This window comes from Pseudomonas sp. JL2 (assembly GCF_031570495.1).
GTDB lineage: Bacteria > Pseudomonadota > Gammaproteobacteria > Pseudomonadales > Pseudomonadaceae > Aquipseudomonas > Aquipseudomonas rhizophila.
This window is the reverse complement of record NZ_JAKUDH010000008.1, coordinates 1-26,472: the sequence shown is the minus strand read 5'-3', so window position 1 is coordinate 26,472 and position 26,472 is coordinate 1. Positions and strand designations below refer to the sequence as shown.

Annotated in this window: 21 protein-coding genes, 1 pseudogene and 1 riboswitch; of the genes and pseudogenes, 12 read left to right on the top strand and 10 right to left on the bottom strand. The window is 60.9% G+C overall.

Annotated elements, in window-relative coordinates; all coding sequences use genetic code 11:
• Nucleotides 1-9 precede the first annotated feature (9 nt).
• Nucleotides 10-2,007, bottom strand: a complete 1,998-nt coding sequence (gene tkt / locus MKS85_RS12725; RefSeq protein ID WP_047230412.1) for a transketolase — start codon at nucleotides 2,005-2,007, stop codon at nucleotides 10-12.
• A gap of 257 nt (nucleotides 2,008-2,264) precedes the next feature.
• On the opposite strand from tkt, the gene MKS85_RS12720 reads away from it, so the two are divergent.
• The gene (locus tag MKS85_RS12720; protein ID WP_047230413.1) at nucleotides 2,265-3,260 is read left to right on the top strand and encodes a metalloregulator ArsR/SmtB family transcription factor; all 996 of its coding nucleotides are present in this window, start codon (nucleotides 2,265-2,267) and stop codon (nucleotides 3,258-3,260) included.
• 19 nt (nucleotides 3,261-3,279) lie between these two features.
• Nucleotides 3,280-4,470, top strand: a complete 1,191-nt coding sequence (metK, locus tag MKS85_RS12715) for a methionine adenosyltransferase (RefSeq protein ID WP_047230414.1) — start codon at nucleotides 3,280-3,282, stop codon at nucleotides 4,468-4,470.
• Nucleotides 4,471-4,611: 141 nt separating this feature from the next.
• Here metK and MKS85_RS12710 read toward each other — a convergent pair whose 3' ends face one another.
• Entirely contained in the window at nucleotides 4,612-5,232 is a 621-nt protein-coding gene (locus MKS85_RS12710) for a LysE family translocator (protein WP_139048963.1), read from the bottom strand.
• Nucleotides 5,233-5,439: 207 nt separating this feature from the next.
• Between MKS85_RS12710 and ligB the strand changes: the two genes are divergently transcribed.
• Both ligB and MKS85_RS12700 read left to right on the top strand, forming a co-directional pair.
• A complete protein-coding gene (gene ligB / locus MKS85_RS12705) occupies nucleotides 5,440-7,113 on the top strand; it encodes an NAD-dependent DNA ligase LigB (protein WP_188251834.1) in 1,674 nt (557 codons plus the stop codon).
• An 88-nt stretch (nucleotides 7,114-7,201) separates the two neighbouring features.
• The gene (locus MKS85_RS12700) at nucleotides 7,202-7,597 is read left to right on the top strand and encodes a DUF1090 domain-containing protein (protein ID WP_047230417.1); all 396 of its coding nucleotides are present in this window, start codon (nucleotides 7,202-7,204) and stop codon (nucleotides 7,595-7,597) included.
• Between the two features lie 74 nt (nucleotides 7,598-7,671).
• Here the strand turns inward: MKS85_RS12700 and MKS85_RS12695 are convergent, their stop codons facing one another.
• A complete protein-coding gene (locus MKS85_RS12695; protein WP_047230418.1) occupies nucleotides 7,672-8,121 on the bottom strand; it encodes a cytochrome c in 450 nt (149 codons plus the stop codon).
• A 123-nt stretch (nucleotides 8,122-8,244) separates the two neighbouring features.
• Between MKS85_RS12695 and MKS85_RS12690 the strand changes: the two genes are divergently transcribed.
• Nucleotides 8,245-9,429 carry a murein transglycosylase A gene (locus tag MKS85_RS12690; protein WP_076383375.1) on the top strand — a complete coding sequence of 395 codons (1,185 nt, stop codon included), beginning with the start codon at nucleotides 8,245-8,247 and terminating at the stop codon, nucleotides 9,427-9,429.
• A 153-nt stretch (nucleotides 9,430-9,582) separates the two neighbouring features.
• Here MKS85_RS12690 and MKS85_RS12685 read toward each other — a convergent pair whose 3' ends face one another.
• Together MKS85_RS12685 and MKS85_RS12680 are read right to left on the bottom strand one after the other, a co-directional pair.
• A complete protein-coding gene (locus MKS85_RS12685; protein ID WP_047230420.1) occupies nucleotides 9,583-9,966 on the bottom strand; it encodes an MAPEG family protein in 384 nt (127 codons plus the stop codon).
• Between the two features lie 51 nt (nucleotides 9,967-10,017).
• Nucleotides 10,018-10,851 (bottom strand): EamA family transporter, encoded by an 834-nt coding sequence (locus MKS85_RS12680; RefSeq protein ID WP_188251835.1) that lies wholly within the window; start codon nucleotides 10,849-10,851, stop codon nucleotides 10,018-10,020.
• Between the two features lie 196 nt (nucleotides 10,852-11,047).
• On the opposite strand from MKS85_RS12680, the gene MKS85_RS12675 reads away from it, so the two are divergent.
• Nucleotides 11,048-12,217, top strand: coding sequence for an MFS transporter (locus tag MKS85_RS12675; protein WP_188251836.1), 1,170 nt, complete (start codon nucleotides 11,048-11,050; stop codon nucleotides 12,215-12,217).
• Here MKS85_RS12675 and MKS85_RS12670 read toward each other — a convergent pair.
• Nucleotides 12,168-13,049 carry a formate/nitrite transporter family protein gene (locus tag MKS85_RS12670; protein WP_047230423.1) on the bottom strand — a complete coding sequence of 294 codons (882 nt, stop codon included), beginning with the start codon at nucleotides 13,047-13,049 and terminating at the stop codon, nucleotides 12,168-12,170. The genes MKS85_RS12675 and MKS85_RS12670 overlap by 50 nt on opposite strands.
• Nucleotides 13,050-13,252: 203 nt before the next feature.
• The gene (locus MKS85_RS12665) at nucleotides 13,253-13,657 is read right to left on the bottom strand and encodes an acyl-CoA thioesterase (protein ID WP_188251837.1); all 405 of its coding nucleotides are present in this window, start codon (nucleotides 13,655-13,657) and stop codon (nucleotides 13,253-13,255) included.
• A 191-nt stretch (nucleotides 13,658-13,848) separates the two neighbouring features.
• Nucleotides 13,849-13,955, top strand: a riboswitch (S-adenosyl-L-homocysteine riboswitch).
• Between the two features lie 23 nt (nucleotides 13,956-13,978).
• On the opposite strand from MKS85_RS12665, the gene ahcY reads away from it, so the two are divergent.
• From ahcY to MKS85_RS12645, 4 genes and pseudogenes are all read left to right on the top strand, one after another.
• A complete protein-coding gene (ahcY, locus tag MKS85_RS12660) occupies nucleotides 13,979-15,388 on the top strand; it encodes an adenosylhomocysteinase (RefSeq protein ID WP_076383373.1) in 1,410 nt (469 codons plus the stop codon).
• A 180-nt stretch (nucleotides 15,389-15,568) separates the two neighbouring features.
• The gene (gene metF, locus MKS85_RS12655; protein WP_047230426.1) at nucleotides 15,569-16,414 is read left to right on the top strand and encodes a methylenetetrahydrofolate reductase [NAD(P)H]; all 846 of its coding nucleotides are present in this window, start codon (nucleotides 15,569-15,571) and stop codon (nucleotides 16,412-16,414) included.
• Between the two features lie 133 nt (nucleotides 16,415-16,547).
• Nucleotides 16,548-17,329 (top strand): annotated as a pseudogene (locus MKS85_RS12650) (substrate-binding periplasmic protein).
• A gap of 261 nt (nucleotides 17,330-17,590) precedes the next feature.
• Nucleotides 17,591-19,456, top strand: coding sequence for a DEAD/DEAH box helicase (locus MKS85_RS12645; RefSeq protein ID WP_047230429.1), 1,866 nt, complete (start codon nucleotides 17,591-17,593; stop codon nucleotides 19,454-19,456).
• Nucleotides 19,457-19,709: 253 nt separating this feature from the next.
• On the opposite strand, the gene MKS85_RS12640 is transcribed toward MKS85_RS12645, so the two are convergent.
• The 3 genes from MKS85_RS12640 to MKS85_RS12630 form a co-directional block, all read right to left on the bottom strand.
• Nucleotides 19,710-20,306, bottom strand: a complete 597-nt coding sequence (locus MKS85_RS12640) for a YceI family protein (RefSeq protein ID WP_047226959.1) — start codon at nucleotides 20,304-20,306, stop codon at nucleotides 19,710-19,712.
• 32 nt (nucleotides 20,307-20,338) lie between these two features.
• The gene (locus MKS85_RS12635; RefSeq protein WP_047226958.1) at nucleotides 20,339-20,890 is read right to left on the bottom strand and encodes a cytochrome b; all 552 of its coding nucleotides are present in this window, start codon (nucleotides 20,888-20,890) and stop codon (nucleotides 20,339-20,341) included.
• 1,193 nt (nucleotides 20,891-22,083) lie between these two features.
• On the bottom strand, nucleotides 22,084-23,841 hold the full coding sequence (locus MKS85_RS12630) for a flavin monoamine oxidase family protein (protein WP_139048956.1): 1,758 nt from the start codon (nucleotides 23,839-23,841) through the stop codon (nucleotides 22,084-22,086).
• Between the two features lie 224 nt (nucleotides 23,842-24,065).
• Here MKS85_RS12630 and MKS85_RS12625 point away from each other — a divergent pair, with 224 nt between their 5' ends.
• Nucleotides 24,066-25,472 (top strand): adenosylmethionine--8-amino-7-oxononanoate transaminase, encoded by a 1,407-nt coding sequence (locus MKS85_RS12625; RefSeq protein ID WP_139048955.1) that lies wholly within the window; start codon nucleotides 24,066-24,068, stop codon nucleotides 25,470-25,472.
• A gap of 160 nt (nucleotides 25,473-25,632) precedes the next feature.
• Nucleotides 25,633-26,352 (top strand): 16S rRNA (uracil(1498)-N(3))-methyltransferase, encoded by a 720-nt coding sequence (locus tag MKS85_RS12620; protein WP_047226954.1) that lies wholly within the window; start codon nucleotides 25,633-25,635, stop codon nucleotides 26,350-26,352.
• Nucleotides 26,353-26,472: the final 120 nt, after the last annotated feature.

Here is a 26,472-nt window from a genome sequence, read left to right as displayed (position 1 = left end):
GACTTCGGATCAGTCTTCCAACAGCTCTTCAGCCTGACCCAGAATGTTTTCCAGGGTAAAGCCGAACTCCTCGAACAACGCCGGCGCAGGCGCCGATTCGCCGTAGGTGGTCATGCCGATCACGCGACCTTCCAGGCCGACGTACTTGTACCAGTAATCGGCGTGAGCGGCTTCGATGGCGATCCGGGCGCTGACTTGCAACGGCAATACCGCTTGCTTATAGCCGGCGTCCTGGGCATCGAACACGCTGGTGCACGGCATGGACACCACACGTACGTTGCGGCCCTGCGCGGTCAGTTTGTCGTAGGCCTGGACGGCCAGGCCGACTTCGGAGCCGGTGGCGATCAGGATCAGTTCAGGCTCGCCAATGCAGTCCTTGAGCACATAGCCGCCGCGGGTGATGTCACCGATCTGGTCGGCATCGCGGTTCTGGTGCTGCAGGTTCTGGCGGGAGAAGATCAGCGCCGATGGACCGTCGTTACGCTCGATGGCGTATTTCCAGGCCACTGCCGATTCCACGGCGTCACATGGGCGCCAGGTGTCCAGGTTCGGCGTGCAGCGCAGGCTTGCCAGTTGCTCGATCGGCTGGTGAGTCGGGCCGTCTTCGCCCAGGCCGATGGAGTCGTGGGTGAACACATAAAGCACGCGCTTCTTCATCAGGGCCGACATGCGCACTGCGTTGCGGGCGTATTCCATGAACATCAGGAAGGTTGCGCCGTAAGGCACCAGGCCGCCGTGCAGAGCCACACCGTTCATGATCGCGCTCATGCCGAACTCACGAACACCGTAGTACATGTAGTTGCCGCTGGCATCTTCGGCGCTGACGCCTTTGCAGCCCTTCCACAAGGTCAGGTTGGAACCGGCCAGGTCGGCCGAACCGCCGAGCAGCTCCGGCAGCAGCGGGCCAAAAGCGTTGAGGGTGTTCTGGCTGGCCTTGCGGCTGGCAATGGTTTCGCCTTTGGCGGCGACTTCAGCGATGTAAGCCGAGGCTTTTTCAGCGAAATCGGCAGGCAGCTCACCGCTGAGGCGACGGACCAGTTCATTGGCCAGCTCAGGGAATTGCGCGGAGTAGGCGGCAAAGCGCTGGTCCCACTCGGCTTCGGCGGCACGGCCTTTTTCCTTGGCGTCCCACTCGGCATAAATGTCGGCCGGGATTTCGAACGGACCGTGTTCCCACTTCAACGCAGCGCGGGTCAGGGCGATTTCCTCGGCGCCCAGTGGCGCGCCGTGGCAGTCTTCCTTGCCTTGTTTGTTGGGCGAACCGAAACCGATGGTGGTCTTGCAGCAGATCAGGGTCGGCTGGGCGCTCTTGCGCGCCGTCTCGATGGCGGTCTTGATTTCTTCCGGGTCGTGGCCGTCGACATTGCGGATGACCAGCCAGTTGTAGGCTTCGAAACGCTTGGGGGTGTCGTCGGTGAACCAGCCTTCGACTTCGCCGTCGATGGAAATGCCGTTGTCATCGTAGAAAGCGATCAGCTTGTTCAGGCCCAAGGTGCCGGCCAGGGAGGCGACTTCGTGGGAAATGCCTTCCATCATGCAGCCATCACCCAGGAACACGTAGGTGTGGTGATCGACAACGTTGTGGCCTGGGCGATTGAACTGCGCCGCCAGGACTTTTTCCGCCAGGGCAAAGCCCACGGCGTTGGCCAGGCCTTGGCCCAGTGGACCGGTGGTGGTTTCCACGCCTGGGGTGTAGCCATATTCCGGGTGGCCCGGAGTGCGGCTGTGCAACTGGCGGAAATTCTTCAGGTCATCGATCGACAGGTCATAACCGGTCAGGTGCAGCAACGAATAGATCAACATCGAGCCGTGGCCGTTGGACAGCACGAAGCGGTCACGGTCGGCAAACGACGGGTTGCTCGGGCTGTGCTTGAGGTAGTCGCGCCAAAGCACCTCGGCGATATCCGCCATACCCATAGGGGCACCGGGATGGCCGCTGTTGGCTTTTTGCACGGCATCCATGCTGAGTGCACGGATGGCATTGGCACGCTCACGACGGCTGGGCATCGCTGATCTCCTGGGTTTTGAATTGTGAAACTGAAAAAAGGCGAGCATTTTCCCTCACCCACCCGCCCCGGGGCAATGACAGATAGTCATCCAGAGGCTTTTTTCCGGTGGATAAAGTCGCAATCGCCAGGTGAAACCTTTCCGCTGAAGGTTTGTAGAGTCAAGCACGCCTTGGGAAGTGCCTTTTATCGAGCAATATCAAAACTTTTTGATATTGACCTTGCGGTGATCCATACCCCTCACTAGACTGCCGCCCTATGAATTTACGCGTGCCTTCCATTCGCCATGACGATTGCGATGAGCTGGCGGCCCTTTGCAAGGCCGGCGGCGATCCGCTGCGGCTCAATGTATTGCGCGCCTTGGCCAACGATTCGTTCGGCGTGCTGGAACTGGCGCAGATCTTCGGCATCGGTCAATCCGGCATGAGCCACCACCTCAAGGTCCTGGCCCAGGCCGACCTGGTGGCGACCCGTCGTGAAGGCAATGCGATTTTTTACCGCCGCGCCCTGCCCCATACCGATCTGCTGGGCGGCAAGCTACATGCCGCGTTGCTCGAAGAGGTGGATGAGCTGGACCTGCCGGCAGACGTGCAGGCCCGCATCGCCCAGGTACACGGGCAGCGAGCCGCTGCCAGCCAGGATTTTTTTGCCCGGGTGGCCGAGAAGTTTCGCGCCCAGCAGGACCTGATTGCCGGGTTGCCGCAATACCGTGAAAGCGTCGTGGCGCTGCTCGACAAACTGGGATTCGAGCCCACCGCCACGGCCATTGAAGTCGGCCCTGGCGACGGCGCGTTTCTGCCGGAGCTGGCGCGGCGTTTCAGCCAAGTGACCGCGCTGGACAACAGCCCGGCCATGCTCGAGCTGGCACGCCAGGTGTGCGAACGTGAAACACTGGCTAATGTCAGCCTGCAACTGGCCGATGCCTTGAATGGTGTGAGCCTGCAGGCTGATTGTGTTGTATTGAACATGGTGCTTCACCATTTCGCCGCGCCGGCCGATGCGCTCAAGCACATGGCCGACTTGCTGCAACCGGGCGGTAGCCTGTTAGTGACAGAGTTATGCAGCCACAACCAGAGTTGGGCCAAGGAGGCCTGCGGTGATCTCTGGCTGGGGTTTGAACAGGACGATCTGGCCCGTTGGGCCACCGCTGCGGGCCTCGTGCCCGGGGAAAGCCTCTATGTGGGCTTACGTAATGGTTTCCAGATCCAGGTCCGCCATTTTCAGCGACCGGCTGGCGACACTCACCATCGGTAACTTGTAGGAAAACATCGAGATGAGCGAATACTCCCTTTTCACCTCCGAGTCCGTGTCTGAAGGGCATCCGGACAAAATCGCCGACCAGATTTCTGATGCGGTGCTGGACGCCATCATTGCTGAAGACAAGTTCGCCCGCGTGGCGTGCGAAACTCTGGTGAAAACGGGCGTGGCGATTATCGCTGGCGAAGTCACCACTTCAGCCTGGGTCGACCTGGAACAGATCGTCCGTGACGTCATCCTGGGCATTGGCTACAACAGCTCCGACGTCGGCTTCGATGGCGCGACCTGCGGCGTGATGAACATCATCGGCAAGCAGTCCCCCGACATCAACCAGGGTGTTGACCGCGCCAAGCCTGAAGACCAGGGTGCCGGCGACCAGGGCCTGATGTTCGGCTACGCCAGCAACGAGACCGACGTGCTGATGCCAGCACCGATCACCTTCTCGCACCAGTTGGTTCAACGCCAGGCTGAAGCCCGTAAATCCGGCCTGCTGCCTTGGCTGCGCCCGGATGCCAAGTCCCAGGTGACTTGCCGTTACGAAGGCGGCAAGGTTGTCGGTATCGATGCCGTCGTACTGTCGACCCAGCACAACCCTGAAGTGTCCTATAAAGACCTGCGTGAAGGCGTGATGGAGCTGATCGTCAAGCACGTACTGCCTGCCGAGCTGCTGTCCAAGGACACCCAGTTCCACATCAACCCGACCGGCCAGTTCATCATCGGTGGCCCGGTAGGCGACTGTGGCCTGACCGGTCGCAAAATCATCGTCGACAGCTACGGCGGCATGGCCCGTCACGGCGGTGGCGCGTTCTCCGGCAAGGATCCATCGAAGGTCGACCGTTCGGCAGCCTATGCCGGTCGTTATGTGGCCAAGAACATCGTGGCCGCCGGCCTGGCCGAGCGCTGCGAGATCCAGGTTTCCTATGCCATCGGCGTTGCTCAGCCTACCTCGATCTCGCTGAACACCTTCGGCACCGGCAAGATCGGCGATGACAAGATCATCAAGCTGGTTCGTGAAGTGTTCGACCTGCGTCCGTACGCCATCACCACCATGCTCGACCTGCTGCACCCGATGTACCAGGACACTGCCGCCTACGGCCACTTCGGTCGCACGCCGCAGACCAAGACGGTCGGTGACGACACCTTCACCACCTTCACCTGGGAAAAAACCGACCGCGCCGACGCCCTGCGCGCCGCTGCCGGCCTGTAAAAACTGCGGGTACGAAAAGCCCCTGGCGACTGGGTCGTCAGGGGCTTTTTCATGTCCGGCTCATACCCATTCAGGGGGGGTTAAGCCATGCAAGGATTTGTCGCTTGGGCACTTATCTGTGGGAGCAAGGGACCATCGACTTCAGGACCGTCGCGCCACCAGCAAGAACGAAGCCGCACTGGCCAGCAGCCCCGCACACAGGCGATTGAACAGACGTTTGCCGCTCGGCCGGGCAAACAGCCGCCGCGCATAAATCCCCATGTAGCAATACAACCCGATGGCAATGCACTCCAGCGCCAGGAACAGGCCGCCCAGCACGGCGAACTGCTGGGTGACAGTGCTGGCGCGGTCGACGAACTGCGGCAGGAAGGCGGTGAACAACAGGATCGCCTTCGGGTTGCCGATCGCCACCAGAAACTCCTGGCGTGCCAGGCGGGTCACGCTCATCGAAGTGACCGCCGTTTCAGCTCCGGTTTCTGGCTGCGCCCGCCACAATTGCACGGCAAGGTAGAACAGATAAGCGGCACCCACGAACTTGATCCCCAGGAACAACAGTTCCGAGGTATGCAGCACAGCGGTCAATCCCACCGCTGCCAGGGCAATCATGAGTGCAAACGCCAGCAACCGGCCAATGCCACCGCTGCACGCCCGGACGAAGCCATAACGCGAGGCGTTGCTGATGGACAGCAGGTTATTCGGCCCCGGCGCCATGTTCAGCGCGAAGCAGGCCGGGATGAAAACAGCGAGGGTCGTCAGGTCCATAGGGATGCACGCCTGGCAGAGCGGATCGAGCCCCCATTCTGCACTCGCCCCTGATGGGTTCAAGGCACAGTTGCGCAACCAAATCACGCTGCACTGTACCGCCACGACTTCGCTATCGCCCCCTGCAAAATCCGGTAACGCTCCCAGCCTCGCACCTTCTGTGACAGTGACTAGCCTTCAAGCACACCACCAAGCAAGGATGCTTCGATGCTGCCGTTATCACGCCTATTGGCCTGTCTTATATTCATCTGCTCCCCTGTCATTGCCGCGCCTTGTCCCGACTGGCCCCTCGGACGCGCCCAGGCGGAAATCACCGCCCTGCAACAGCGAATCGATTCGTGGGATGACAGCTATCACCGTCTCGGCCGATCACTGGTAGCCGATGAACTCTACGATCAATCCCGCATCCAGCTGGGCCATTGGCGCGACTGCTTTGACCTTGTGACACCCAGTTTTCCCCTGCGCACGGCGGGCGGGAAAGTGCCACACCCGGTTGCACACACCGGCCTGGACAAACTCAAGGATGCCGACGCGGTCAAGGCGTGGCTACAAGGCCGAGAAGACCTGTGGGTCCAACCGAAAGTCGATGGCGTGGCCGTGACCCTGGTCTATCGCGGGGGGCGCCTGCATCAGGCGATCAGCCGCGGTGATGGTGCCCAGGGGCAAGACTGGACCTGGGCTGCGCACAAAATCAACGCCATCCCGCAACGGCTGAATCAGCCATTGGACCTGGTCGTTCAGGGTGAGCTGTACTGGCGGCTGATTGCCCATGTCCAGGCCAGCAACGGCAGTCTCAACGCCCGGGCGACCGTGGCGGGGCTGATGGCGCGCGCGAATTTGACCGCGCAAGAAGGGGCGGACATCGGCCTGTTTGTCTGGGACTGGCCTGACGGACCGGCCACGCTGCCCGAACGGGAGACGACCCTGCAGGCGCTGGGCTTCGCCGACACCATCGGCTACAGCCAGCCCGTTCAGGCATTGGCCGACGTCGAGCACTGGCGCAACCACTGGTATCGCACGCCCCTGCCCTTTGCCAGCGATGGCATCGTCCTGCGCCAAAGCCGCCGCCCACCGGCTGACCGCTGGCAAGCCCGGGCGCCGTTCTGGAGCGTGGCCTGGAAGTACCCCTATGCCCAGGCCCTTGCCGAGGTGCGCAACGTGCGCTTCAAGATCGGTCGTACCGGGCGCATCACGCCCGTGCTGGAACTTGAACCTGCCATGCTCGACGACCGACGAATCCGCCGCGTGAGCGTCAGCACCCTCAAACGCTGGGAGCAAATGGACATTCGTCCTGGCGACCGGGTCGCCATCAGCCTGGCCGGGCTGACCATTCCACGCCTGGACAGCGTCGTGTTGCGTAGTGTCGAGCGCCAGGACGTGAACGCCCCAGCGGCAGCCGATTATCACTTTTTAAGTTGCTGGCAGCCGACACCCGGCTGCGAAAGCCAGTTCCTGGCGCGCCTGGGCTGGCTCAGCGGCAAGCACGGGTTAGCCCTGCCCCATGTCGGCCCGGGCACCTGGGAAAAACTCCTGGCCGCCGGTCGACTCAATGGATTGCTGGATTGGATGACCCTCGATGCCGACGAGCTTGCTAACATTGCCGGCTTCGGCGAACGCAGCAGCGCCCGCTTGCTCGACAGCCTGCACAGCGCCCGTCAACGTCCGTTTGGGCAGTGGCTCAAGGCTCTTGGCCTGCCACCCACCGGCGAGGTCCGGCTGGAAGGGCCATGGCAGGTGCTTGCCGAGCGCGACATCGAACATTGGCAAGCCGAAGCCGGTATCGGCCCGGGACGCGCCGCGCAACTGAGGGCTTTTTTTCGCGACCCACAGGTGCTGGCGTTAAGTGAAGTACTAAGGGGTGCCGGGGTCGACGGTTTTTAATCCAGGTCCCACAGTTGAACCCAAGGGGTAAACATGCGCTCCAACAGCGCATCTATACCAACCGTTCGCGAGTTTTCACGGAGTTGCTATGAATTTCCTGTCTCCTATCGCACTGCTGACACTATGCAGCGCTATGGCCGCCCCCCTGATGGCAGCCGAGCAAACACCGGAGCTCACCGGCTGCGCAGCTAAGCGCCAGGGCATCATCAATCAAATCGAGCTGGCCAAGTCCCGCGACAACAAAGACCAGCAAGCCGGCCTGGAAACAGCATTAAGCCAGGTCACCACCCATTGCACCGACGCGTCCCTGCGCAAGGAACGTGAAAACAAGGTTCTTGAAGCCAAGCACGAAGTAAACCAGCGTCAGGCCGATCTGGACAAAGCCATGAAAAAAGGCGACGCGCAGCGGATCAACAAACGCAAGGACAAGCTGGCGGCTTCGCGCAAAGAGTTGCAGGAAGCGGTGGATGAGTTGGATAAGTAAGCTGCAAGTTTCAAGCTGCAAGCCCCAAGCTTCACACTTGCAGCTTGCAGCTAAAAACTTGCAGCTGCCCCTACTCAATAATCCCGAAACTCTTTATGGCAGGCACTGCACGCGTCCTCTACTTTCTGCACCGCAGGCCCCAGGTTGCTGGCCCTGTACGGCTGGACCTTGCTGGCGGTTACCAACTCACCGGTGGCGGCTTCAAGGCTGCGGGCCAGTTCCTGGAAACGCGCCTGTTTTTGCCAGACCTCATCCCGGGCACTGGTGTGGTCTTCTTCACGCACTTGCGGGAAATGCTTCCACGGCTCGCGGGACAGTTGATCAAGTTGCACCGCGCCCTCGGCAAAGCGCGGGCCGTCGAACGGGATGCGACCGCGCAGCATGCCACCGAGCTCTTCGTTGGTCTTGAGCATCTGCTTGAAGATCGCTTTGCGTTGGCCCAGCGGGGAATTGGGATCGACACCGCCACAGGCGGACAACATCAGGCAGGCCAGCACGGCCATGGAAAATCGTTTTACAAACATCTTGGCCTCGGAGCAGGAAACGGCGGTTAGTATCCTCGGGTCATCGGCAAAGACCAATAGCCCTATTATCAATACGGGTTGTCTGGACGCCTGGAGCGTCCGTACGACCGGCAAGGAAATCTCATGCACAGTTTCAAGACCTGGCACAAAGGCCTGGCGCTGACCCTACCGCTTATCGCGCTGTTGGCCGGTTGCAATCGCGGCGACAAAGCCGAAGAGCCCCAGACTCACGCCGTCGCTACTTATGTCAGCGCCCCGTGGGAAGCCTTGCCATCGGTGTCCGACGAGGACCTGCTGGCGGGCTTTGGCTCCTGGCGCAGCGCCTGCAACCGGCTCAAGGCCGACGCGGTGTGGGGTGCCACCTGCGCGGCGGCGGCCAATGTGCCGCTGACCGCTGTAGATGTGCGCAGCTTTCTGAAGCAGAACCTGGATGTCTACGGCCTGCGCTCGGGTGACAACAGCCCCAACGGTCTGATTACTGGTTACTACGAACCGGTCTACCCCGGCAGCCTCACCCAGACTGCCAGCGCCAACATCCCGGTGTACGGGGTTCCGGAGGACATGATCATCGTGTCGCTGGACAGTATTTACCCCGAGCTCAAGGGCAAGCGCCTGCGCGGTCGCCTCGAAGGCCGAGTGCTCAAGCCCTACGACGACGCGGCCACCATCGAAACCAACGGGGTGAAGGCTCCGGTGATCGCCTGGCTGACAGACCCGATGAACCTGCAATTCCTGCAAATCCAGGGCTCGGGCCGCATTCGACTCGATGACGGCCGCCAGTTGCGCATCGGCTATGCCGACCAGAACGGCCACCCCTACCGGCCCATCGGGCGCTGGCTGGTCGAACAGGGCGAACTGAAGAAAGAAGAGGTGACCATGGGCACCATCAGTGCCTGGGCAAAAGCCAACCCGAACCGGATTCCCGAATTACTGGGCAGCAACCCCAGCTACGTGTTTTTCAACCGCAACCCCGACAGCAACGAAGGGCCACGGGGCTCACTGAATGTGCCGTTGACCGCCGGCTACAGCGTGGCGGTGGATCGCAAGGTGATTCCTCTGGGAAGCCTGTTGTGGTTGTCCACCACCCGCCCTGACGGCAGTGCATTGAACCGCCCGGTCGCGGCCCAGGACACTGGCGGCGCAATTGCCGGCGAAGTACGGGCGGATCTGTTCTGGGGTACTGGCGAAGCAGCAGGAAACCTGGCCGGGGATATGAAACAACAGGGGCAGATCTGGATGCTGTGGCCCAAGGGCATGGCATTGCCGCAGGTGCCGCAGGTTGCCAATACGGTCACCGCCAATCCCTGAGAAGCGGGCTGACTGTACCGGCCCCATCGCGAGCAGGCTCGCTCCCACATTGGATCTAGTCGTACACAAAACATGTGTCCACTGGAGATCAACTGTGGGAGCGAGCCTGCTCGCGATGGGGCCAGCACAGACAACGGGACTCAACCGCCAGGCTCAGACCGAAACGAAGAAGAAACTCAACACCAACCCTACCCCCACGAACCACACCAGCGAACGCAAGATCGCCCAATCCGCCAGATAGCAGATGATGTACAGCAGACGACTGGTGATAAACAGCACCGCCAGCACGTTGATGGTCACAAGCTCGGCATTGCCGGCCAGGTGCGCGACGATCACGGCAGCGGCGAAAAACGGGGCGATTTCAAAGCTGTTCAGTTGCGCGGCGTATGCACGCCGGGGGGCTCCTTCGAGCGAGTCCAGAAAATCCCGAGGGTCGTGGTTGTCGCTCAACCGGTACTTTCCACCGGCCTTGGCGATCGCAATGCACAGGTAAGGCAGGAGAAAGGCAATCAAAATGCACCACAGGGCAACCGTCATGAAGCAGTTCCTTCTTTGAGTGTTATAGAAAAACAAGAATCGAGGCACTGGTCAGAATTTCATCACCAACATGCCAATCAGCACCAGCCCGCAGGCTAAGAGCCGCGGCCGGCCGAAAGGTTCTTTCAGGTAGCGCATGCCAAACAAGACTACCAGGATCACGCTGATCTCCCGCAGCGCAGCCGCTTCGGCAATCGAGCCCAGTTGCATGGCCCACAGCACCAGAGCGTAGCTCAACAATACGCAAAACCCGACCGCCAACCCCAGCCGCCACTGTTCACGCCAGAACAGCATGAACGCAGGTCGTTTGCGCACCAGCGCCAGCAACGGAAAGGGCCAGGCACTGAGCAGCGTGACCCAGGCCAGGTAATCCAGTGGCCGGGGCCAGCGCCGCAGGGCATGGCCGTCAATAAAGGTGTAGCAGCCGATGCACAGGCCGATCAGCGCCACCACCGGTAGCATCGACCAGGGCAACCGTTCGCCACCACCGCCCTGCCACAACAGGCACAGCATGCCGAACGGGATCAGCAAGATGCCGATGATCTGATGGGTTGTCAGCACTTCTCCGGCGAAGATCAACGTCAAAGCCAGCACCACCAATGGCGACAGACCACGCATCAGCGGATAGACCAGCCCCAGGTCACCCACCCGATACGCCTGAATCAACAGATAGCGGTACAACAGCTCGAATGCCGCCGACGCCAGGATCCACGGCCAGATCTCCAGCGGTGGCAACGCCACGAAGCCCAGCGCCAGCACCACTAACAGCAACGCGACGCTGTCCATGCACGCCACCACCAGCAAACGCTCGCCACTGAACTTGATCAGCGTATTCCATGCCGCATGCAACAGCGCGGCGACCAATACCAAGGCCGTTGCCAGCACAGCACGCTCCTTATTGCGTCCAGAGAATTGATTCGCCATCCATCAGCGCCCGTTTATACTGCAAACGACCACGCCGCACTCAGTTGCGCATAAACCAATTCCAATAATTTTGCTGCTGCCCCGTTTCATCCGAACCGGCGCATCGGCATGCGTATGCCTGATCAGAGCGTCAAGACTACAGACAGAGACCTTGCGCATGCCACTCGCCTTGCTTGCTTTGGCCGTCGCCGCTTTTGGCATCGGCACCACCGAATTCGTCATCATGGGGCTGTTGCCCGATGTCGCCCGTGACCTGGCCGTGAGCATTCCCCAGGCCGGGCTGCTGATTACCGGGTACGCCCTGGGCGTGGTGTTCGGCGCGCCGATCCTGGCCATCGGCACCGCCAACATGCCGCGCAAGGCAACGCTGCTGGGCATGACGCTGATGTTCATCGTCGGCAACGTGCTCTGCGCCCTGGCGCCGAACTACGCCACGCTGATGGCCGCCCGGGTCATCACCGCACTGTGCCACGGGGCATTCTTCGGGATCGGCTCGGTGGTCGCGGCCGGACTGGTGGCACCGAACAAACGGGCCCAGGCCATTGCGATGATGTTCACAGGACTGACCCTGGCCAATGTGCTGGGCGTGCCCTTGGGCACTGCGTTGGGCCAATATGCCGGCTGGCGCTCGACCTTCTGGGCAGTATCGGTCATCGGGATCATTGCCGCCCTTGCCCAATGGGTCTGGCTGCCCCGGGAAATTCCCATGGAGAAGGCCAATCTGGCCAGCGAGTTCAGAGTGCTGGGCAAGGCCAACGTGTTGCTGGCCCTGGGCATGAGCGTGCTGGCCTCCACCAGCCTGTTCAGCGTGTTCACCTACATCGCGCCGATCCTGCAGGACATCACGGGGGTCAGCCCCCACGGCATCACGCTCATGCTGCTGCTGTTCGGTGTCGGCCTGACAGCGGGCAGTTTCCTCGGCGGACGGCTGGCGGACCGGCGCCTGCTGCCTTCGCTGGTAGCCATGGCCCTGGCGGTGGTGCTGGTACTGGCCGCGTTCAGCCAGACCAGCCGGTCGGTGGTTCCAGCAGCGATTACCCTGGTCCTATGGGGTGTGTTCGCCTTTGCACTGTGTCCGATCCTGCAATTGCTGATCATCGACCAGGCCCAAGAAGCGCCGAACCTGGGCTCGACCCTGAACCAGAGCGCGTTCAACCTTGGCAACGCGGCGGGTGCCTGGATTGGCGGCCTGGTGGTGACCAGCGGCGCCGACCTGGCGGACCTGCCATGGACCGGCGCTCTGGTGGGCGGGCTGACCGTGTTGACAGCACTGTATTTTATTTATCGTCAGCGTCGTCAGGACGCCCTGGTGGGTGTGGCCGACTAGGCTGGCCGGTCTCGCTCCGCACCTGGGCATGACTCAGCAGCGCAAAGATGAAACTGCCACCAATGATGTTCCCTGCCAGGGTCGGCCCGGCAAACACCATCCAGAAGTCCTCCCACGACAGCTGGCCGGCGAACACCAGATAGGACACTTCGGCCGAGCCGACGACAATGTGGGTGAAATCCCCAAGCGCCATCAGGTAGGTGATGAGGATGATGATCCACATCTTGGCGCTCTCCATGGACGGGATCATCCAGACCATGGTGGCGATCATCCAGCCTGAAATGATGCCCTTGGCGAACATCTGGCCGGTGTCGTTTTCCATGACCTTGCGACCGATCTCCAGAAAAGCCATATCGGTGCGGCGGTCGAAAATCGGCAGATGCAGCATCACATAGGCCACCAGCAAGGTCCCGCACAGGTTGCCCACCAGCACCACACCCCACAGGCGGAACAGACGGCCGAAGTTGCCCAAGGTGGGTTTGCTCATGATGGGCAGCACGGCGGTCAAGGTGTTTTCGGTGAACAACTGCTGGCGGGCAAGAATCACCGCGAGAAAACCGGCGCAGTAGCCGAAGCTGGCGATCACCTTGAAGGCTTCACCCTCGGGCAAGCGGGAATTGAGCAGCCCCATCGCCATCAGCGACAGGCCCATGGTCAACCCGGCGGCCAGGGCCGACCACCAAAGCGCGGCGACACTGCGCTCCAGTTCCTGATTGCCCTGGGTCCGGATAATTTCATGCAGCACTGCGGCCCGCGGTGGCTGATTGCGGTCGACTTCGTGCTTTTCCTGTGCCGAAAGATCAGGGGTCTTGCCGTCTTTACGAGTGTCCATGGAGCTCCTGAACCGGTGGCGTGATGTACCTACGACACGCGGCCTTCGGAGCTGTTCAGTGGCGGATGAAATCCAGGAGCTTGAAGCACTGCCGTCGCGAGCAGGCTCACTCCCACAAGGGATGGGTGGTAGACAACAATGCTGCGATCGACCGCAAGGCCATGTGAGAGCGAGCCTGCTCGCGATTGGCGACGCCGCCGATCTCATGCACTGGCAATATCGTCCTGAAACTGATCCTTGACGTACCTGATCTCGGTCCGGCCGTGCGGCGCCGGCAGGCCATCCTCCCCAAGATTGACGAAAACCATCTTCTCCACAGTCAGGATGCTTTTACGGGTGATCTTGTTGCGCACTTCGCAGGTCAGGGTGATCGAGGTGCGGCCGAATTCGGTGGCGGTGATGCCCAGCTCGATGATGTCGCCCTGGCGCGAAGCGCTGACGAAGTTGATTTCGGAGATGTATTTGGTAACCACACGCTGGTTGCCGAGCTGGACAATGGCATAGATCGCCGCTTCCTCGTCGATCCAGCGCAACAGACTGCCGCCAAACAGCGTGCCGTTGGGGTTGAGGTCTTCGGGCTTGACCCACTTGCGGGTGTGGAAATTCATGTTCACTCCTGAGCGTCTGGCCGATGGATGCCTGCATCATGGCAGACCGGGCAGCGTGGCTCTATGTCGTGGCCCCAATAACGATCATCGGCAATTTTGATTTGCCGACAGAAACCCTTTGGAAGATCCGATTAGCCCGTTATAATCGCCACCGCTTTACCTCGGTCCTCGCTTTGGACCGTTCCCGCCACCTGTCCGAGGGGCGCTGCAGCAGGTTCGACCTGTCAGGCTCGGATGGGGCGTTGTTTGTACGGGGCATCCCGCACGGACACTAAACGCACAACGGCGCCCATTCGCATACATTACGAATGGAGGCTCTTCATGAGCGCTGTTATCACGCCTGCAGATTTTACCGATTACAAAGTCGCCGACATGTCCCTGGCTGCCTGGGGTCGTCGCGAAATCATCATCGCCGAATCCGAAATGCCAGCCCTGATGGGCCTGCGTCGCAAATACGCCGGCGAGCAACCGCTCAAGGGCGCGAAGATCCTCGGCTGCATCCACATGACCATTCAGACCGCCGTGCTGATCGAAACCCTGGTTGCCCTGGGTGCGGAAGTGCGTTGGTCGTCCTGCAACATCTTCTCGACCCAGGACCAGGCCGCTGCCGCCATTGCCGCTGCCGGTATCCCGGTATTTGCCTGGAAGGGCGAGACCGAAGAGGAATACGAATGGTGCCTGGAGCAGACCATCCTCAAGGATGGCCAGCCATGGGCCACCAACATGATTCTTGACGACGGCGGCGACCTGACCGAACTGCTGCACAAGAAATACCCAGCCGTACTGGACAACGTCCACGGCGTGACCGAAGAGACCACCACCGGCGTACACCGCCTGCTGGACATGCTGGCCAAGGGCGAACTGAAGATCCCGGCCATCAACGTCAACGACTCGGTGACCAAGAGCAAGAACGACAACAAGTACGGCTGCCGTCACAGCCTCAACGACGCCATCAAGCGCGGTACCGACCACCTGCTGTCGGGCAAGCAGGCGCTGGTCATCGGCTACGGTGACGTGGGCAAGGGCTCGGCTCAGTCCCTGCGCCAGGAAGGCATGATCGTCAAGGTGTCCGAAGTCGACCCGATCTGCGCCATGCAGGCCTGCATGGACGGCTTCGAGCTGGTTTCGCCATTCATCGACGGTAACAACGATGGCACCGAAGCAAGCATCGACAAAGCGCTGCTGGGCAAGATCGACTTGATCGTGACCACCACCGGTAACGTCAATGTCTGCGACGCGAACATGCTCAAGGCCCTGAAAAAGCGCGCCGTGGTCTGCAACATCGGCCACTTCGACAATGAAATCGACACCGCTTTCATGCGCAAGAACTGGGCATGGGAAGAAGTGAAGCCACAGGTCCACAAGGTGCATCGCACCGGCGCCGGCAGCTTCGACCCACAGAACGATGACTACCTGATCCTGCTGGCCGAAGGCCGTCTGGTAAACCTGGGCAACGCCACCGGCCACCCAAGCCGCATCATGGACGGCTCGTTTGCCAACCAGGTCCTGGCGCAGATTTTCCTGTTCGGCCAGAAATACGCCGACCTGTCGCCAGCCCAGAAAGCCGAGCGCCTGACCGTGGAAGTGCTGCCCAAGAAACTCGACGAAGAAGTGGCCCTGGAAATGGTCCGCGGTTTCGGCGGCGTGGTCACCAAACTGACCAAGCAACAGGCTGACTACATCGGCGTGACCGTCGAAGGCCCGTTCAAGCCGCACGCTTACCGCTACTGATCGGCGCTGCCTCCTTGGTGGAGCGGACCTGTGGGAGCGAGCCTGCTCGCGATGCAGACACCTTGATCTGACTGTCAGACCGAGGTGATGCCAATCGCGAGCAGGCTCGCTCCCACATGAGTCCGCTTCCAGAAGGGATATGCAAGCCTCACCGGCCTACGAGTTTCCAAGGATATGACCATGTCCCAAGACCGTCGCTACAGCTTCGAGTTCTTCCCGACGAAGACCGATGCTGGGCATGAAAAACTGATCGCCACTGCCCGTCAGTTGGCGAGTTACAACCCCGACTTCTTCTCCTGCACCTATGGCGCTGGCGGTTCGACCCGTGACCGCACGATCAACACCGTGTTGCAGCTCGAAAGTGAAGTCAAAATCCCCGCCGCCCCGCACCTGTCCTGCGTGGGTGACAGCAAAGCCGATCTGCGCAGCCTGTTGAGCCAGTACAAGGCTGCCGGCATCACCCGTATCGTGGCCCTGCGCGGTGACCTGCCCTCGGGTATGGGCATGGCGAGCGGCGAACTGCGCCACGCCAACGACCTGGTTGAATTCATTCGTGAAGAAACCGGTGAGCACTTCCATATCGAAGTGGCGGCCTACCCAGAGATGCACCCCCAGGCACGCAACTTCGAAGACGACCTGCTCAACTTCGTACGCAAGGCCAACGCCGGCGCCAACAGCGCGATCACCCAGTACTTCTTCAACGCTGACAGCTACTTCTACTTTGTCGACCGCGTACGCAAGATGGGCGTCGACATTCCTGTCGTGCCGGGGATCATGCCAATCACCAACTACAGCAAACTCGCGCGTTTTTCCGACGCCTGCGGGGCAGAAATCCCACGCTGGATCCGCAAGCAGCTGGAAGCCTACGGCGACGACACATCCAGCATCCAAAGCTTCGGAGAGCAAGTCATCACACAAATGTGTGAACGCTTGTTACAAGGCGGGGCACCGGGGCTGCATTTCTATACCCTGAACCAGGCCGAGCCCAGCCTCGCGGTATGGAATAACCTCAAGCTGCCGCGTTAATGACTTAGTTCGGCGGTGTATAAAAGCCTTGGCGAAAACCAAGGCTTTTTCGTTCGTCCTATGTCGAAAGACGACCAGACCGCGGGCCAGAGGGCTCTAGCTATTTGATGAGCTCTCGTCGTAACCTCAGGCCATGCCCTTCATCACCCGGTTACTGACCACCTTTGTCCTCCTGTACCTGAGCATGGATGCCCGGGCCGAGAAGCTGCGCATTGTCACCGAACCCTGGGCGCCTTATGTCTACGAAGAGAACGGCCAGGTGCTGGGACTCGACTACGAAACCACCGCCATTGTGTTCAAGCGCCTGGGCATTGATGTGCAATGGCAACTGCTGCCGTGGAAACGTTGCCTGGCGATGCTTGAGCAGGGCCTGGCGGACGGTGCGCTGGACATTTTCCACAGCAACGAACGCGACGCCATGCTGCTTTACCCCAGCGAACCGCTTTCGGACGTGGAGTTCGTGATGTTCTACGCCAACGCCCGCCCCCATCCTTTTCGCACGCTGGATGACTTGGGCGGCCTGACCGTGGGCACCTCGCCCGGCTATCTGTACAGCCAGGCCTTCAGTGAGTCGACCCTGTTCAAACGTGAGACGGCACCCACCCATGAAGCCAACTTCGGCAAGTTGCAACTGGGCCGGATTGACCTGCTCATCACCGACCGCCGGGTGGGTCGGCACGTACTCAAGCAAATGCAACTGGGCGACCAGATCACCGAAAACCCCGTGGTTGTGAGCCGTCAAAGCCAATACCTGGCGGTGCGGCGCAACGCCGGGATGGATCTGCTGGTGCAGCGCTTCAGCGCCGAACTCAAGCGCTTCAAGCGCGAACCGGCCTATGCCGAGCTGATCGCCCGCTATGGCGCCGTTCCGTCTGCCAGGACCGAACCGTCCAGCCCGGTGCAGCGTTGAAATAAACCGTTGAGCAGCAGGAAAGCGGCGCGCGGCGTTTGCTCTGTTATACTCCGGCCTTCCCGCCAGGCTCACGCCCGGACGCCCGGTCTTGCAAAAGGCATCCCGACACCGCTACAGCGCAGCTTCCAGCCCGCGCGAGCCCTGTCCGGACCTGCCTTCCAGACTCGGCAGGACCGGACGGGATGACGTCTTTTTGTTGAACGTCATTCGCGCCCGGCAAGACTATCCCATTGGGCCAGGCCCTCACTAAAACAGGATTACTCATGTCCTTTGCTTCCCTCGGTCTCTCCGAGGCTTTAGTCCGCGCCATCGAGGCTGCCGGCTACACCCAGCCTACCCCGGTGCAACAGCGGGCCATCCCCGCCGTGTTGCAAGGTCGCGATCTGATGGTCGCGGCGCAGACAGGCACTGGTAAAACCGGTGGTTTTGCCCTCCCTATCCTGGAGCGGCTTTTCCCCAACGGTCACCCAGACAAATCCCAGCGTCACGGCCCGCGCCAACCGCGCGTCCTGGTCCTGACCCCAACCCGCGAACTGGCGGCCCAGGTACACGAGAGCTTCAAGATCTATGCTCGCGACCTGAAATTCGTCAGTGCCTGCATTTTCGGCGGCGTTGGCATGAACCCTCAGGTCCAGGCCATGGCCCGTGGCGTCGACGTGCTGGTGGCCTGTCCGGGTCGTTTGCTCGACCTGGCCGGCCAGGGCAGCGTCGATCTGTCCCACGTGGAAATCCTCGTGCTGGACGAAGCCGACCGCATGCTCGACATGGGCTTTGTCCATGACGTGAAGAAAGTGCTGGCCCGCCTGCCCGCCAAGCGTCAGAACCTGCTGTTCTCGGCGACGTTCTCCAAGGACATCACCGACCTGGCCGGCAAGCTGCTGCACAACCCGGAACGCATTGAAGTCACACCGCCAAACACCACGGTCGAGCGCATCGAACAACGTGTGTTCCGCCTGGCGGCCAGCCACAAGCGTGCCCTGTTGGCGCACCTGATTACCGCCGGCGCCTGGGAACAGGTCCTGGTGTTCACCCGCACCAAGCACGGCGCCAACCGTCTGGCCGAGTACCTGGACAAGCATGGCCTGCCGGCCGTGGCGATCCACGGTAACAAGAGCCAGAACGCCCGCACCAAGGCCCTGGCCGACTTCAAGGCCGGCGAAGTGCGCATTCTGGTTGCCACCGACATCGCCGCTCGCGGTCTGGACATCGACCAGTTGCCCCACGTGGTCAACTTCGAGTTGCCGAACGTCGATGAAGACTACGTACACCGTATCGGCCGTACTGGCCGGGCCGGCCGTTCGGGCGAAGCGATCTCGCTGGTCGCGCCGGACGAAGAGAAACTGCTCAAAAGCATCGAGCGCATGACCAAGCAGAAAATCGCCGATGGCGACCTGATGGGCTTCGATGCCAGCACCATCGAGGCCGAGAAGCCTGAAGTGCGTGAACGTCCGGACGTGCGCAACCCACGCAATGCCCGTGGCCCTCGCGGTGACGGTCCAAATGGCGGCGGCGGTGGTGGCGGCGGCCGTAAAGACAAAGGCAAGGACAAGGGCAAGGAAAAATCGGCCAGCACCAGTCGCGGCGAACGCCCGGCTCGCGAGCACAAGCCTCGCGAAGGTACCCCGGCCCGTGAACAGCAGCGCCCGGCACCACGTGCCGCTGCCGATCGCGCACCGGACGAGTTCCTGGACGACGATATCGATAACTTCGGCAACCGCGTCGATTACGTGCCGCAGCAGAAACCCGCCCAGGGTCGCGGACGTCGTCCTGGCGCACCGGCACAGGGCGCGGCGGGCGCAGGTGCTCCTCGTGGCCAATCCCAGGGGCGTCAGAACGGCCCGCGCAACAGCAACGGCTCGTCCACCGGCACCCCGCCGGCCAAGCGCAGCGGCCCGCGCAACGGCGCACCTCGTGACGGCCAGGCCCGCCGCGAAGACTCCCGCCCTCGCCGCCCGGCACGTGACGAGCAGCCTCGTCAGGAACCTGCCGTGCAAGCCCCTCGTGGTAACCAGCCGAAGATCATGCACAAGGAGTCGAAGATCGATCGATTCCCGACGCCTGAACAGCTGGATCAACTGCCAAGCCGTCCACGGGGCGAGAAGCCGGCACTGCTGACCCGCAATCGCTGAGTTTCTCCAAGCCGTAAAAATGCCCCTGATCTCGCGATCAGGGGCATTTTTTTTAGGTGACGCCAACTTCACCTTGTGGGAGCGAGCCTGCTCGCGATTGCCATGGGTCAGTCAACCTCTGTACTGGCTGAACCACCGCAATCGCGAGCAGGCTCGCTCCCACAAGGGGTCATGTGCGGTTCACAAGATTCCATGCGGCAATAAAAAACGCCCCTGATCCAAGATCAGGGGCGTTTTTTGTCAGGCGCGAATGTTATTTCGCTTTGACACCTTCAAACGAAACGTACAGCTCGACCACGTCGGACGTTGGGCCCAGGTCTTTCTGCTTGCCGAAATCGGAACGCTTGATGCTGGTGGTCCCTTCGAAGCCGGCACGGTAGCCGCCCCACGGGTCCTTGCCTTCACCCAGGAAGGTGGCTTTGACCACGACAGGCTTGGTCACGCCCAGCAGGGTCAGGTCACCAGCCACGTCGGCGGTTTCCTTGCCATCAGCGTTCTTGCCGGTGGATTTGACGCTGGTGGACACGAAGGTGGCCTTGGCAAATTTGCTCGCGTTCAGGAAGTCAGCACTGGCGATGTGCTTGTCGCGCTCGGCGTGGTTGGTGAACACGCTGGCGGTGTTCACGTTGAACTCGATCTTGCTGTCTTCAGGCTTGGCGGCGTCGAAGCTGAACTTGCCGTCGATGTCCTTGAAGGTACCGGTGATGTAGCTATAGCCCAGGTGGCTGATCTTGAAGTCGACGAAGGCGTGTTGGCCTTCCTTGTCGACCACGTAGTCGGCAGCCATGGCCTGACCGGCCGACAGCAGGGCAGAACCGATTGCCAGGGCGGCGAGCGTTTTTTTCAACATGCTTTCTATTCCTTTGGAGTCGAGGTTGAACATCAGGCTTGGCGTCCCAGCATGCGCTTGAGGGTCGCGTCACGATCGATAAAGTGGTGTTTCAATGCTGCCAACGCATGGAGGCCGGAGAAAATTACCAGCGCCCATGCCAGGTAGAAGTGAATCTGGCCGGCAACGTCTGCCTGATCGGGCAGTCCGGACACCAGCGCGGGTACTTCAAACAGACCAAACACCGGAATCCCGACACCGTCTGCGGTGGAAATCAGGTAACCGGCAATCATCACGGCGAACAACCCGAGATACAGTGCGCTATGGCCAAGCTTGGCGCCGACGCGGGTCAGGCGGCCATAGGTTGACAAGGTCGGTGGTGGCGGACTGACAACCCGCCAGATCACCCGCAGCAACATGACCGCCAGCAGCACCAAGCCAATGCTCTTGTGCAGGTCCGGCGCGTCTTTACGCCAAGTGCTGTAGTAATCCAAGCCGACCATCCACAGCCCCAGCGCGAACAGCCCGTACACCACCAGTGCAATGCCCCAGTGCAAAACGATGCTGACCCAGCCATAGCGAGAAGAAGAGTTGCGTAGCTGCATTGCTCATATCCTGTGAAAACTGCGACCAAGACTAGCGAGTTATCTATCGATTTAAAGCGGAAATTTTTGCTTTGAAATATCGAGAAATACGATCATCAGTCTGGAGGGGGTGGGTTAAGGAAAGATTAAAGGGGAAACGGTGGGTGATGGCGAGGCGATCAGGCAGCCTTTGGGGCCTGTATGGACCTCATCACGAGCAGGTTCGCTCCCACAGGGGATCGCACCGGAGCCGTCACCGCCGTCCAACTATTTGTTCCATTCAATATATATCTATCGCTATTTTCACTTTCACCCTTGATCAAATGGGCGCACCACAACTCATTGAACAAGGTGAACAAAATGACTGTTCGTTATACCCACTTTAAAGCGAGCGGCTCGCCGCAGTTACCCCCTAATCAAACGATGTCCCCGGGGCAACACCTAAAATCCAGTAATGGCGGCTCCGATTGATATTGCAGGCCGATGGAAACTTGGTAATCAAGGACCGCGAGGCAATTATCTGGACCGCTGGTGATAAACAACCTCACAGCGTCACGTTGTATCCAAGGAGAATGCGTGAACCTCTACAATTCGTCGTCAGGAGTGGTGCATTCAGGTCTATAAGGATCTATATCGCATCTGTACGTCAATTGAGGGTCGTGCTTTTTAAGTATCATACGGCCATCAGTACAGCCGCTCGAACCTAAAGCTTTGAATTATTAGTTCACCGAGCATTCAGGTTTATATGGATCGATGGAGCATTTGTATGCTAATTGCGGATCTCTTTTTGGGATCATCGGAATCTTCAAAGGATCCCGGCATTCGCCATACACACATCCATACATCGAAACCAATACGACCATCGCCATCAGTATTTTCATACGCGCTCCAGTTTTTCGAGGAGCCTAGACTTATGGCTTGGTCCGCTCTATCGCCTGCTTCTGGTTAAAGGGTGGGAAGTTTCTGATATATCGCCAAGGCGTGCCCTAACGCAATTCATTTAAGAAAAATGATGGACCTGCGGCGAGGGAGCTTTCCCACTCGGCTACGAAGCAGTCGTGAACCGGCGGGTGCGGTGCGTCTGATGCTCCGCATTCGGCAGGTTTTGGGGCCGCTTAGCGGCCCAGCGGGAGCAAGCTCCCTCGCCACGGGTTTGTTGATTGCCTTAAGTGAACAGCATTACGTCCTTGAGCCGCGTTCTTTCCACCTGATCGTTACTGAGCCTTGGTTTCAGTAGTCGTCGTCGGTTTGACTGCCGGCTTCTTCGCCGGCGGGGCCTTTTTCACCGGAGCCTTGGCCGGGGCTTTTTTGGCCGGGGTCTTGGCGGCTGGTTTTTTCACCGCTGGTTTGGTGGTTGCTTTCTTGGCGGGCTCAACTTTCGCCGGGGCTGGCGCGGGTGGTGCCACCGGTGCAGGCGCTGGGGCGGGTGCCGGCACTGGAGCAGGCGCTACCGGCTCCGGAGCCTTGACCGGCTCCGGCTTCTTGTCGTCATCCGAGCCACCAAACAGGTTGGTGAAAAAATTACCCTTCTTCGCCGCCACCGCACCGGCAGCTGCTGTCGCTGCCACCGGCACGACCTTGGCCGGTTCAAACGATTTGCCCGCCGCCAGGTCTTCAACCTGGCTGGCTGCCCGCTGACCGCTACGCAACGCGCCCTCCAGGGTGCCCGGATACAAGGTATCGGTGTGTTCGCCGGCAAAGGCTACGCGCTGCAACGGCATTTCCCACAGGCGCCAGTACTTGCTGATCTGGCCCGGTCCGAAGGCCAGGTACGCGCCGCCCATGGACGGGTCGGTGCTGTAGCGGCGAATTTCATAACCGGTGAAAGCACCCCGGGCCTGCGGATAAAACGCGTGCAAGCGAATCAGCACCTGATCGGCCATCTGCTTGTCACCAAAGGCCTGCATCACCCGGGCGTTGTCGCCGGACAGATTGATGACCACATTGGCGCCGCCCTTCATGGCCGGCTCGATCCACATCATGCCCAGACCGGTGTTGCTGTAGATCTCACCCGACATGCGCGCCTTGCTGTCCCAGACCGGGGTCTTGAACTTGAGCATGATCTGGTCGCGCCAGCCGTAGTTGGTGCCCTTGATCGCGCCCTGATGCCGGGCGTCCAGGGCCGGGGTCAGCTGGATTTTGTTCAGGGCTCGCAACGGCACCGCCAGCACTACGTAGTCAGCTTGATAGCCGACGCTGCCAACCTTGACGGTAACGCCGTCCTTGTCCTGGGAGATGGCCGAGACGGGCGAGCTGGTCTTGATGGTTTTCAGTTGCTTGACGAAAGCCTGGGCCAACACAGGGCTGCCACCCAGCAGGCGCGCGGCGCGCAGGTCACGGTCGGACACACCACGGTAGACCCGGGTTTGCTGGGCAAAATACAGCAACGACAGTCGCGACGGCTCGTCATAGCGGGTGCGGATCTGCTGGTTCACCAACTGCCGCGCGGTGGTCGGCAATTGCAGACGGTCGAGCCAGTTGGAGACACTGATCTGGTCCAGTGCGTGCAACGTGTTGTTGGCCGACGGGTTCTGTGGGTCTTCAATGGAACGGGCCAGGTCGTCCAGGGTGGTTTCGTAACGTTTGAGGGCCTCAGCCGTGGCCGGTTGCTTGGTCGCCAGGTCAGCGGCGGTGAGGTAGGTGCCGTCGATCAAATAGCTGGGGGTGCGCACGAACTCCGGGGCCGGTGTGGTGCTCAGCTTGAAGGTCGAGATGTACTTGTTCAGTACCGGCTGAGTTTTTTCGTTGCCGATCCATTCACTGGTGGCCATGCCCGAACGACCGCCCAGGCTAGGCTTGGCTTCCAGCAGGGTTACCTGCCAGCCTTTGTTCTGCAGCTCGTAGGCCGCCGTGAGCCCCGCCAGGCCGCCGCCGATGACGATCACCGTCGGTTGCTTGTCCTTGGCCAGCGCACACACGCTGAACAGCCCTATCACCACCAGCGCACAGGCGCGCAGCCAACCAGCAGACATTCAGCGAACTCCGGAATAAAACGCAGGAACGATCAGTTTTTCGAGCCAGACGGCTCAGAGAACGGCGAAGAATACGTCAGCCACCCCAGCGCCGCCAGCGGCGTCTATCGCCTTACTCAAGGTAGCAGGAATGACACAATGGGTTGTCCCCGGGGCTGCCATTGCATAGGCTTGCCCGATTGTTTTGCCCGCGCCCGCCGCGAGCCGCCTCGAGGAGACTGTATATGGGCCTGAATAACCAGTGGATGCAACGCGACCTCGCGGTGCTATGGCATCCCTGCACCCAGATGAAAGACCACGAAAAGCTGCCGCTGATCCCGATCAAGCGCGGTGAAGGCGTGTGGCTGGAAGACTTCGAAGGCAAGCGCTACCTCGATGCCGTCAGTTCCTGGTGGGTCAACGTGTTCGGCCATGCCAACCCGCGGATCAACCAGCGCATCAAGGACCAGGTCGATCAACTGGAGCATGTGATCCTCGCCGGCTTCAGTCACCAGCCGGTGATCGAACTGTCCGAGCGCCTGGTGAAGATGACACCTGAAGGCCTGACCCGGTGTTTCTACGCCGATAACGGCTCGTCCTGCATCGAAGTGGCGATGAAGATGAGCTTTCACTACTGGATCAATCGTGGCCAGCCGGCCAAGAAGCGCTTCGTCACCCTGAGCAACAGCTACCACGGCGAAACCATCGCAGCGATGTCGGTGGGCGACGTGCCGCTGTTCACCGAAACCTACAAGGCATTGCTGCTGGACACGATCAAAGTGCCGAGCCCCGATTGCTACCTCCGCCCTGAAGGCATGAGCTGGGAAGAGCATTCGCGCAATCTGTTCGCGGCCATGGAACAGACCTTGGCCGAACACCACGACACCGTGGCCGCCGTAATCGTCGAGCCGCTGATCCAGGGTGCCGGTGGCATGCGCATGTATCACCCGGTGTACCTGAAGCTGCTGCGCGAGGCTTGCGACCGCTATGGCGTGCACCTGATCCATGACGAAATCGCCGTCGGCTTCGGCCGCACCGGCACGATGTTCGCCTGTGAACAGGCCGGTATCACCCCGGACTTCCTCTGCCTATCCAAGGCCCTGACCGGCGGCTACCTGCCGCTGGCGGCGTGCGTGACGACCGATGAGGTCTACAGCGCGTTCTACGACGACTACCCGACCCTGCGCGCCTTCCTGCATTCCCACAGCTACACGGGCAACCCGTTGGCCTGCGCGGCGGCCCTGGCGACGCTGGATATCTTCGAAGAAGACAACGTCATCGAAAACAACAAGGCCCTGGCCCAACGCATGGCAAGCGCCACCGCGCACCTGACCGATCACCCGAATGTGGCCGAAGTGCGCCAGACCGGCATGGTCCTGGCCATCGAGATGGTCAAGGACAAGGCGAGCAAGACCGCTTACCCATGGCAGGAACGTCGCGGTCTGACGGTGTTCCAGCATGCTCTGGAGCGCGGCGCATTGCTGCGGCCGCTGGGCAGCGTGGTGTATTTCCTGCCGCCGTATGTCATCACCCCCGAGCAAATCGACTTCCTGGCTGAAGTGGCCAGCGAGGGCATCGACATCGCCACCCGGGACAAGGTCAGCGTGGCGGTGCCGAAGGATTTTCATCCGGGCTATCGCGATCCGGGCTGACGTTCCGTTTCTCTGTGGCGAGGGAGCTTGCTCCCGCTCGATTGCGCAGCAATCGCAAAAAAAAAGGGGCCGCTTCGCAGCCCAGCGGGAGCAAGCTCCCTCGCCACAAAAGCGCTCGCTCAACCAGCAATGCCGAATTCAGATTCAGTAGAGAAAAAACATGAGACTGTCCCGCTTCTTCATCGACGCCCCCCTCAGCCTCGGCGCTCACGAACTGCCCGAAGCCCAGGCCCACTACATCGGTCGGGTGCTGCGCATGGCCGAGGGCGATGCGGTGCAGGTGTTCGACGGCTCTGGCCAGGAGTTTCGCGGCACCCTGGCCGAAGTCGGCAAGAAACGCGTGCTTGTGCAGTTGAACGAACAATTCGCCGGGCAGGTTGAATCGCCCTTGCGCATCCACCTCGGCCAGGGCCTGTCCCGGGGCGAGCGCATGGACTGGGCGATCCAGAAAGCTACCGAACTGGGCGTCAACGAGATCACGCCGATTTTCAGCGAGCGCTGCGAAGTGCGCCTCAAGGACGAACGCGCCGACAAACGCCTGCTGCACTGGCGCCAGGTGGCGATCAGCGCTTGCGAGCAGTGCGGGCGCTCCACCGTGCCGGTGATCCACCCGCCGCTGCTACTGGCCGACTGGCTGAAGCAAACCGACGCCGAACTGAAACTGGTGCTGCACCCGGTGGCCGAGCCGCTGGTCAGCCATGCCAGACCGTCGAGCCTGGCCTTCCTGATCGGCCCCGAAGGCGGTTTGTCGGATGCCGAAGTGGCACAAGCCGGGACCGCCGGCTACCACGCCGCCCGCCTCGGCCCGCGCGTGCTGCGCACTGAAACCGCACCGGTGGTGGCACTGGCCGTGGCACAGCAGCTGTGGGGGGATTTCTAAAGTCGAATGAAGAAGCCGTGTGGGAGCGAGCCTGCTCGCGATAGCGGTGTGTCAGCCAATGAATATGCCCACTGAACCACCGCTATCGCGAGCAGGCTGAACTGGCCTAATGATTTTGGA

What these genes read in the sequence shown, in the direction of transcription:
- tkt (WP_047230412.1), bottom strand. Translation starts at nt 2,007, where the DNA reads ATGCCCAGCCGTCGTGAGCGTGCCAATGCCATCCGTGCACTCAGCATG.
- MKS85_RS12720 (WP_047230413.1), top strand. Translation starts at nt 2,265, where the DNA reads ATGAATTTACGCGTGCCTTCCATTCGCCATGACGATTGCGATGAGCTG.
- metK (WP_047230414.1), top strand. Translation starts at nt 3,280, where the DNA reads ATGAGCGAATACTCCCTTTTCACCTCCGAGTCCGTGTCTGAAGGGCAT.
- MKS85_RS12710 (WP_139048963.1), bottom strand. Translation starts at nt 5,232, where the DNA reads ATGGACCTGACGACCCTCGCTGTTTTCATCCCGGCCTGCTTCGCGCTG.
- ligB (WP_188251834.1), top strand. Translation starts at nt 5,440, where the DNA reads ATGCTGCCGTTATCACGCCTATTGGCCTGTCTTATATTCATCTGCTCC.
- MKS85_RS12700 (WP_047230417.1), top strand. Translation starts at nt 7,202, where the DNA reads ATGAATTTCCTGTCTCCTATCGCACTGCTGACACTATGCAGCGCTATG.
- MKS85_RS12695 (WP_047230418.1), bottom strand. Translation starts at nt 8,121, where the DNA reads ATGTTTGTAAAACGATTTTCCATGGCCGTGCTGGCCTGCCTGATGTTG.
- MKS85_RS12690 (WP_076383375.1), top strand. Translation starts at nt 8,245, where the DNA reads ATGCACAGTTTCAAGACCTGGCACAAAGGCCTGGCGCTGACCCTACCG.
- MKS85_RS12685 (WP_047230420.1), bottom strand. Translation starts at nt 9,966, where the DNA reads ATGACGGTTGCCCTGTGGTGCATTTTGATTGCCTTTCTCCTGCCTTAC.
- MKS85_RS12675 (WP_188251836.1), top strand. Translation starts at nt 11,048, where the DNA reads ATGCCACTCGCCTTGCTTGCTTTGGCCGTCGCCGCTTTTGGCATCGGC.
- MKS85_RS12670 (WP_047230423.1), bottom strand. Translation starts at nt 13,049, where the DNA reads ATGGACACTCGTAAAGACGGCAAGACCCCTGATCTTTCGGCACAGGAA.
- MKS85_RS12665 (WP_188251837.1), bottom strand. Translation starts at nt 13,657, where the DNA reads ATGAATTTCCACACCCGCAAGTGGGTCAAGCCCGAAGACCTCAACCCC.
- ahcY (WP_076383373.1), top strand. Translation starts at nt 13,979, where the DNA reads ATGAGCGCTGTTATCACGCCTGCAGATTTTACCGATTACAAAGTCGCC.
- metF (WP_047230426.1), top strand. Translation starts at nt 15,569, where the DNA reads ATGTCCCAAGACCGTCGCTACAGCTTCGAGTTCTTCCCGACGAAGACC.
- MKS85_RS12645 (WP_047230429.1), top strand. Translation starts at nt 17,591, where the DNA reads ATGTCCTTTGCTTCCCTCGGTCTCTCCGAGGCTTTAGTCCGCGCCATC.
- MKS85_RS12640 (WP_047226959.1), bottom strand. Translation starts at nt 20,306, where the DNA reads ATGTTGAAAAAAACGCTCGCCGCCCTGGCAATCGGTTCTGCCCTGCTG.
- MKS85_RS12635 (WP_047226958.1), bottom strand. Translation starts at nt 20,890, where the DNA reads ATGCAGCTACGCAACTCTTCTTCTCGCTATGGCTGGGTCAGCATCGTT.
- MKS85_RS12630 (WP_139048956.1), bottom strand. Translation starts at nt 23,841, where the DNA reads ATGTCTGCTGGTTGGCTGCGCGCCTGTGCGCTGGTGGTGATAGGGCTG.
- MKS85_RS12625 (WP_139048955.1), top strand. Translation starts at nt 24,066, where the DNA reads ATGGGCCTGAATAACCAGTGGATGCAACGCGACCTCGCGGTGCTATGG.
- MKS85_RS12620 (WP_047226954.1), top strand. Translation starts at nt 25,633, where the DNA reads ATGAGACTGTCCCGCTTCTTCATCGACGCCCCCCTCAGCCTCGGCGCT.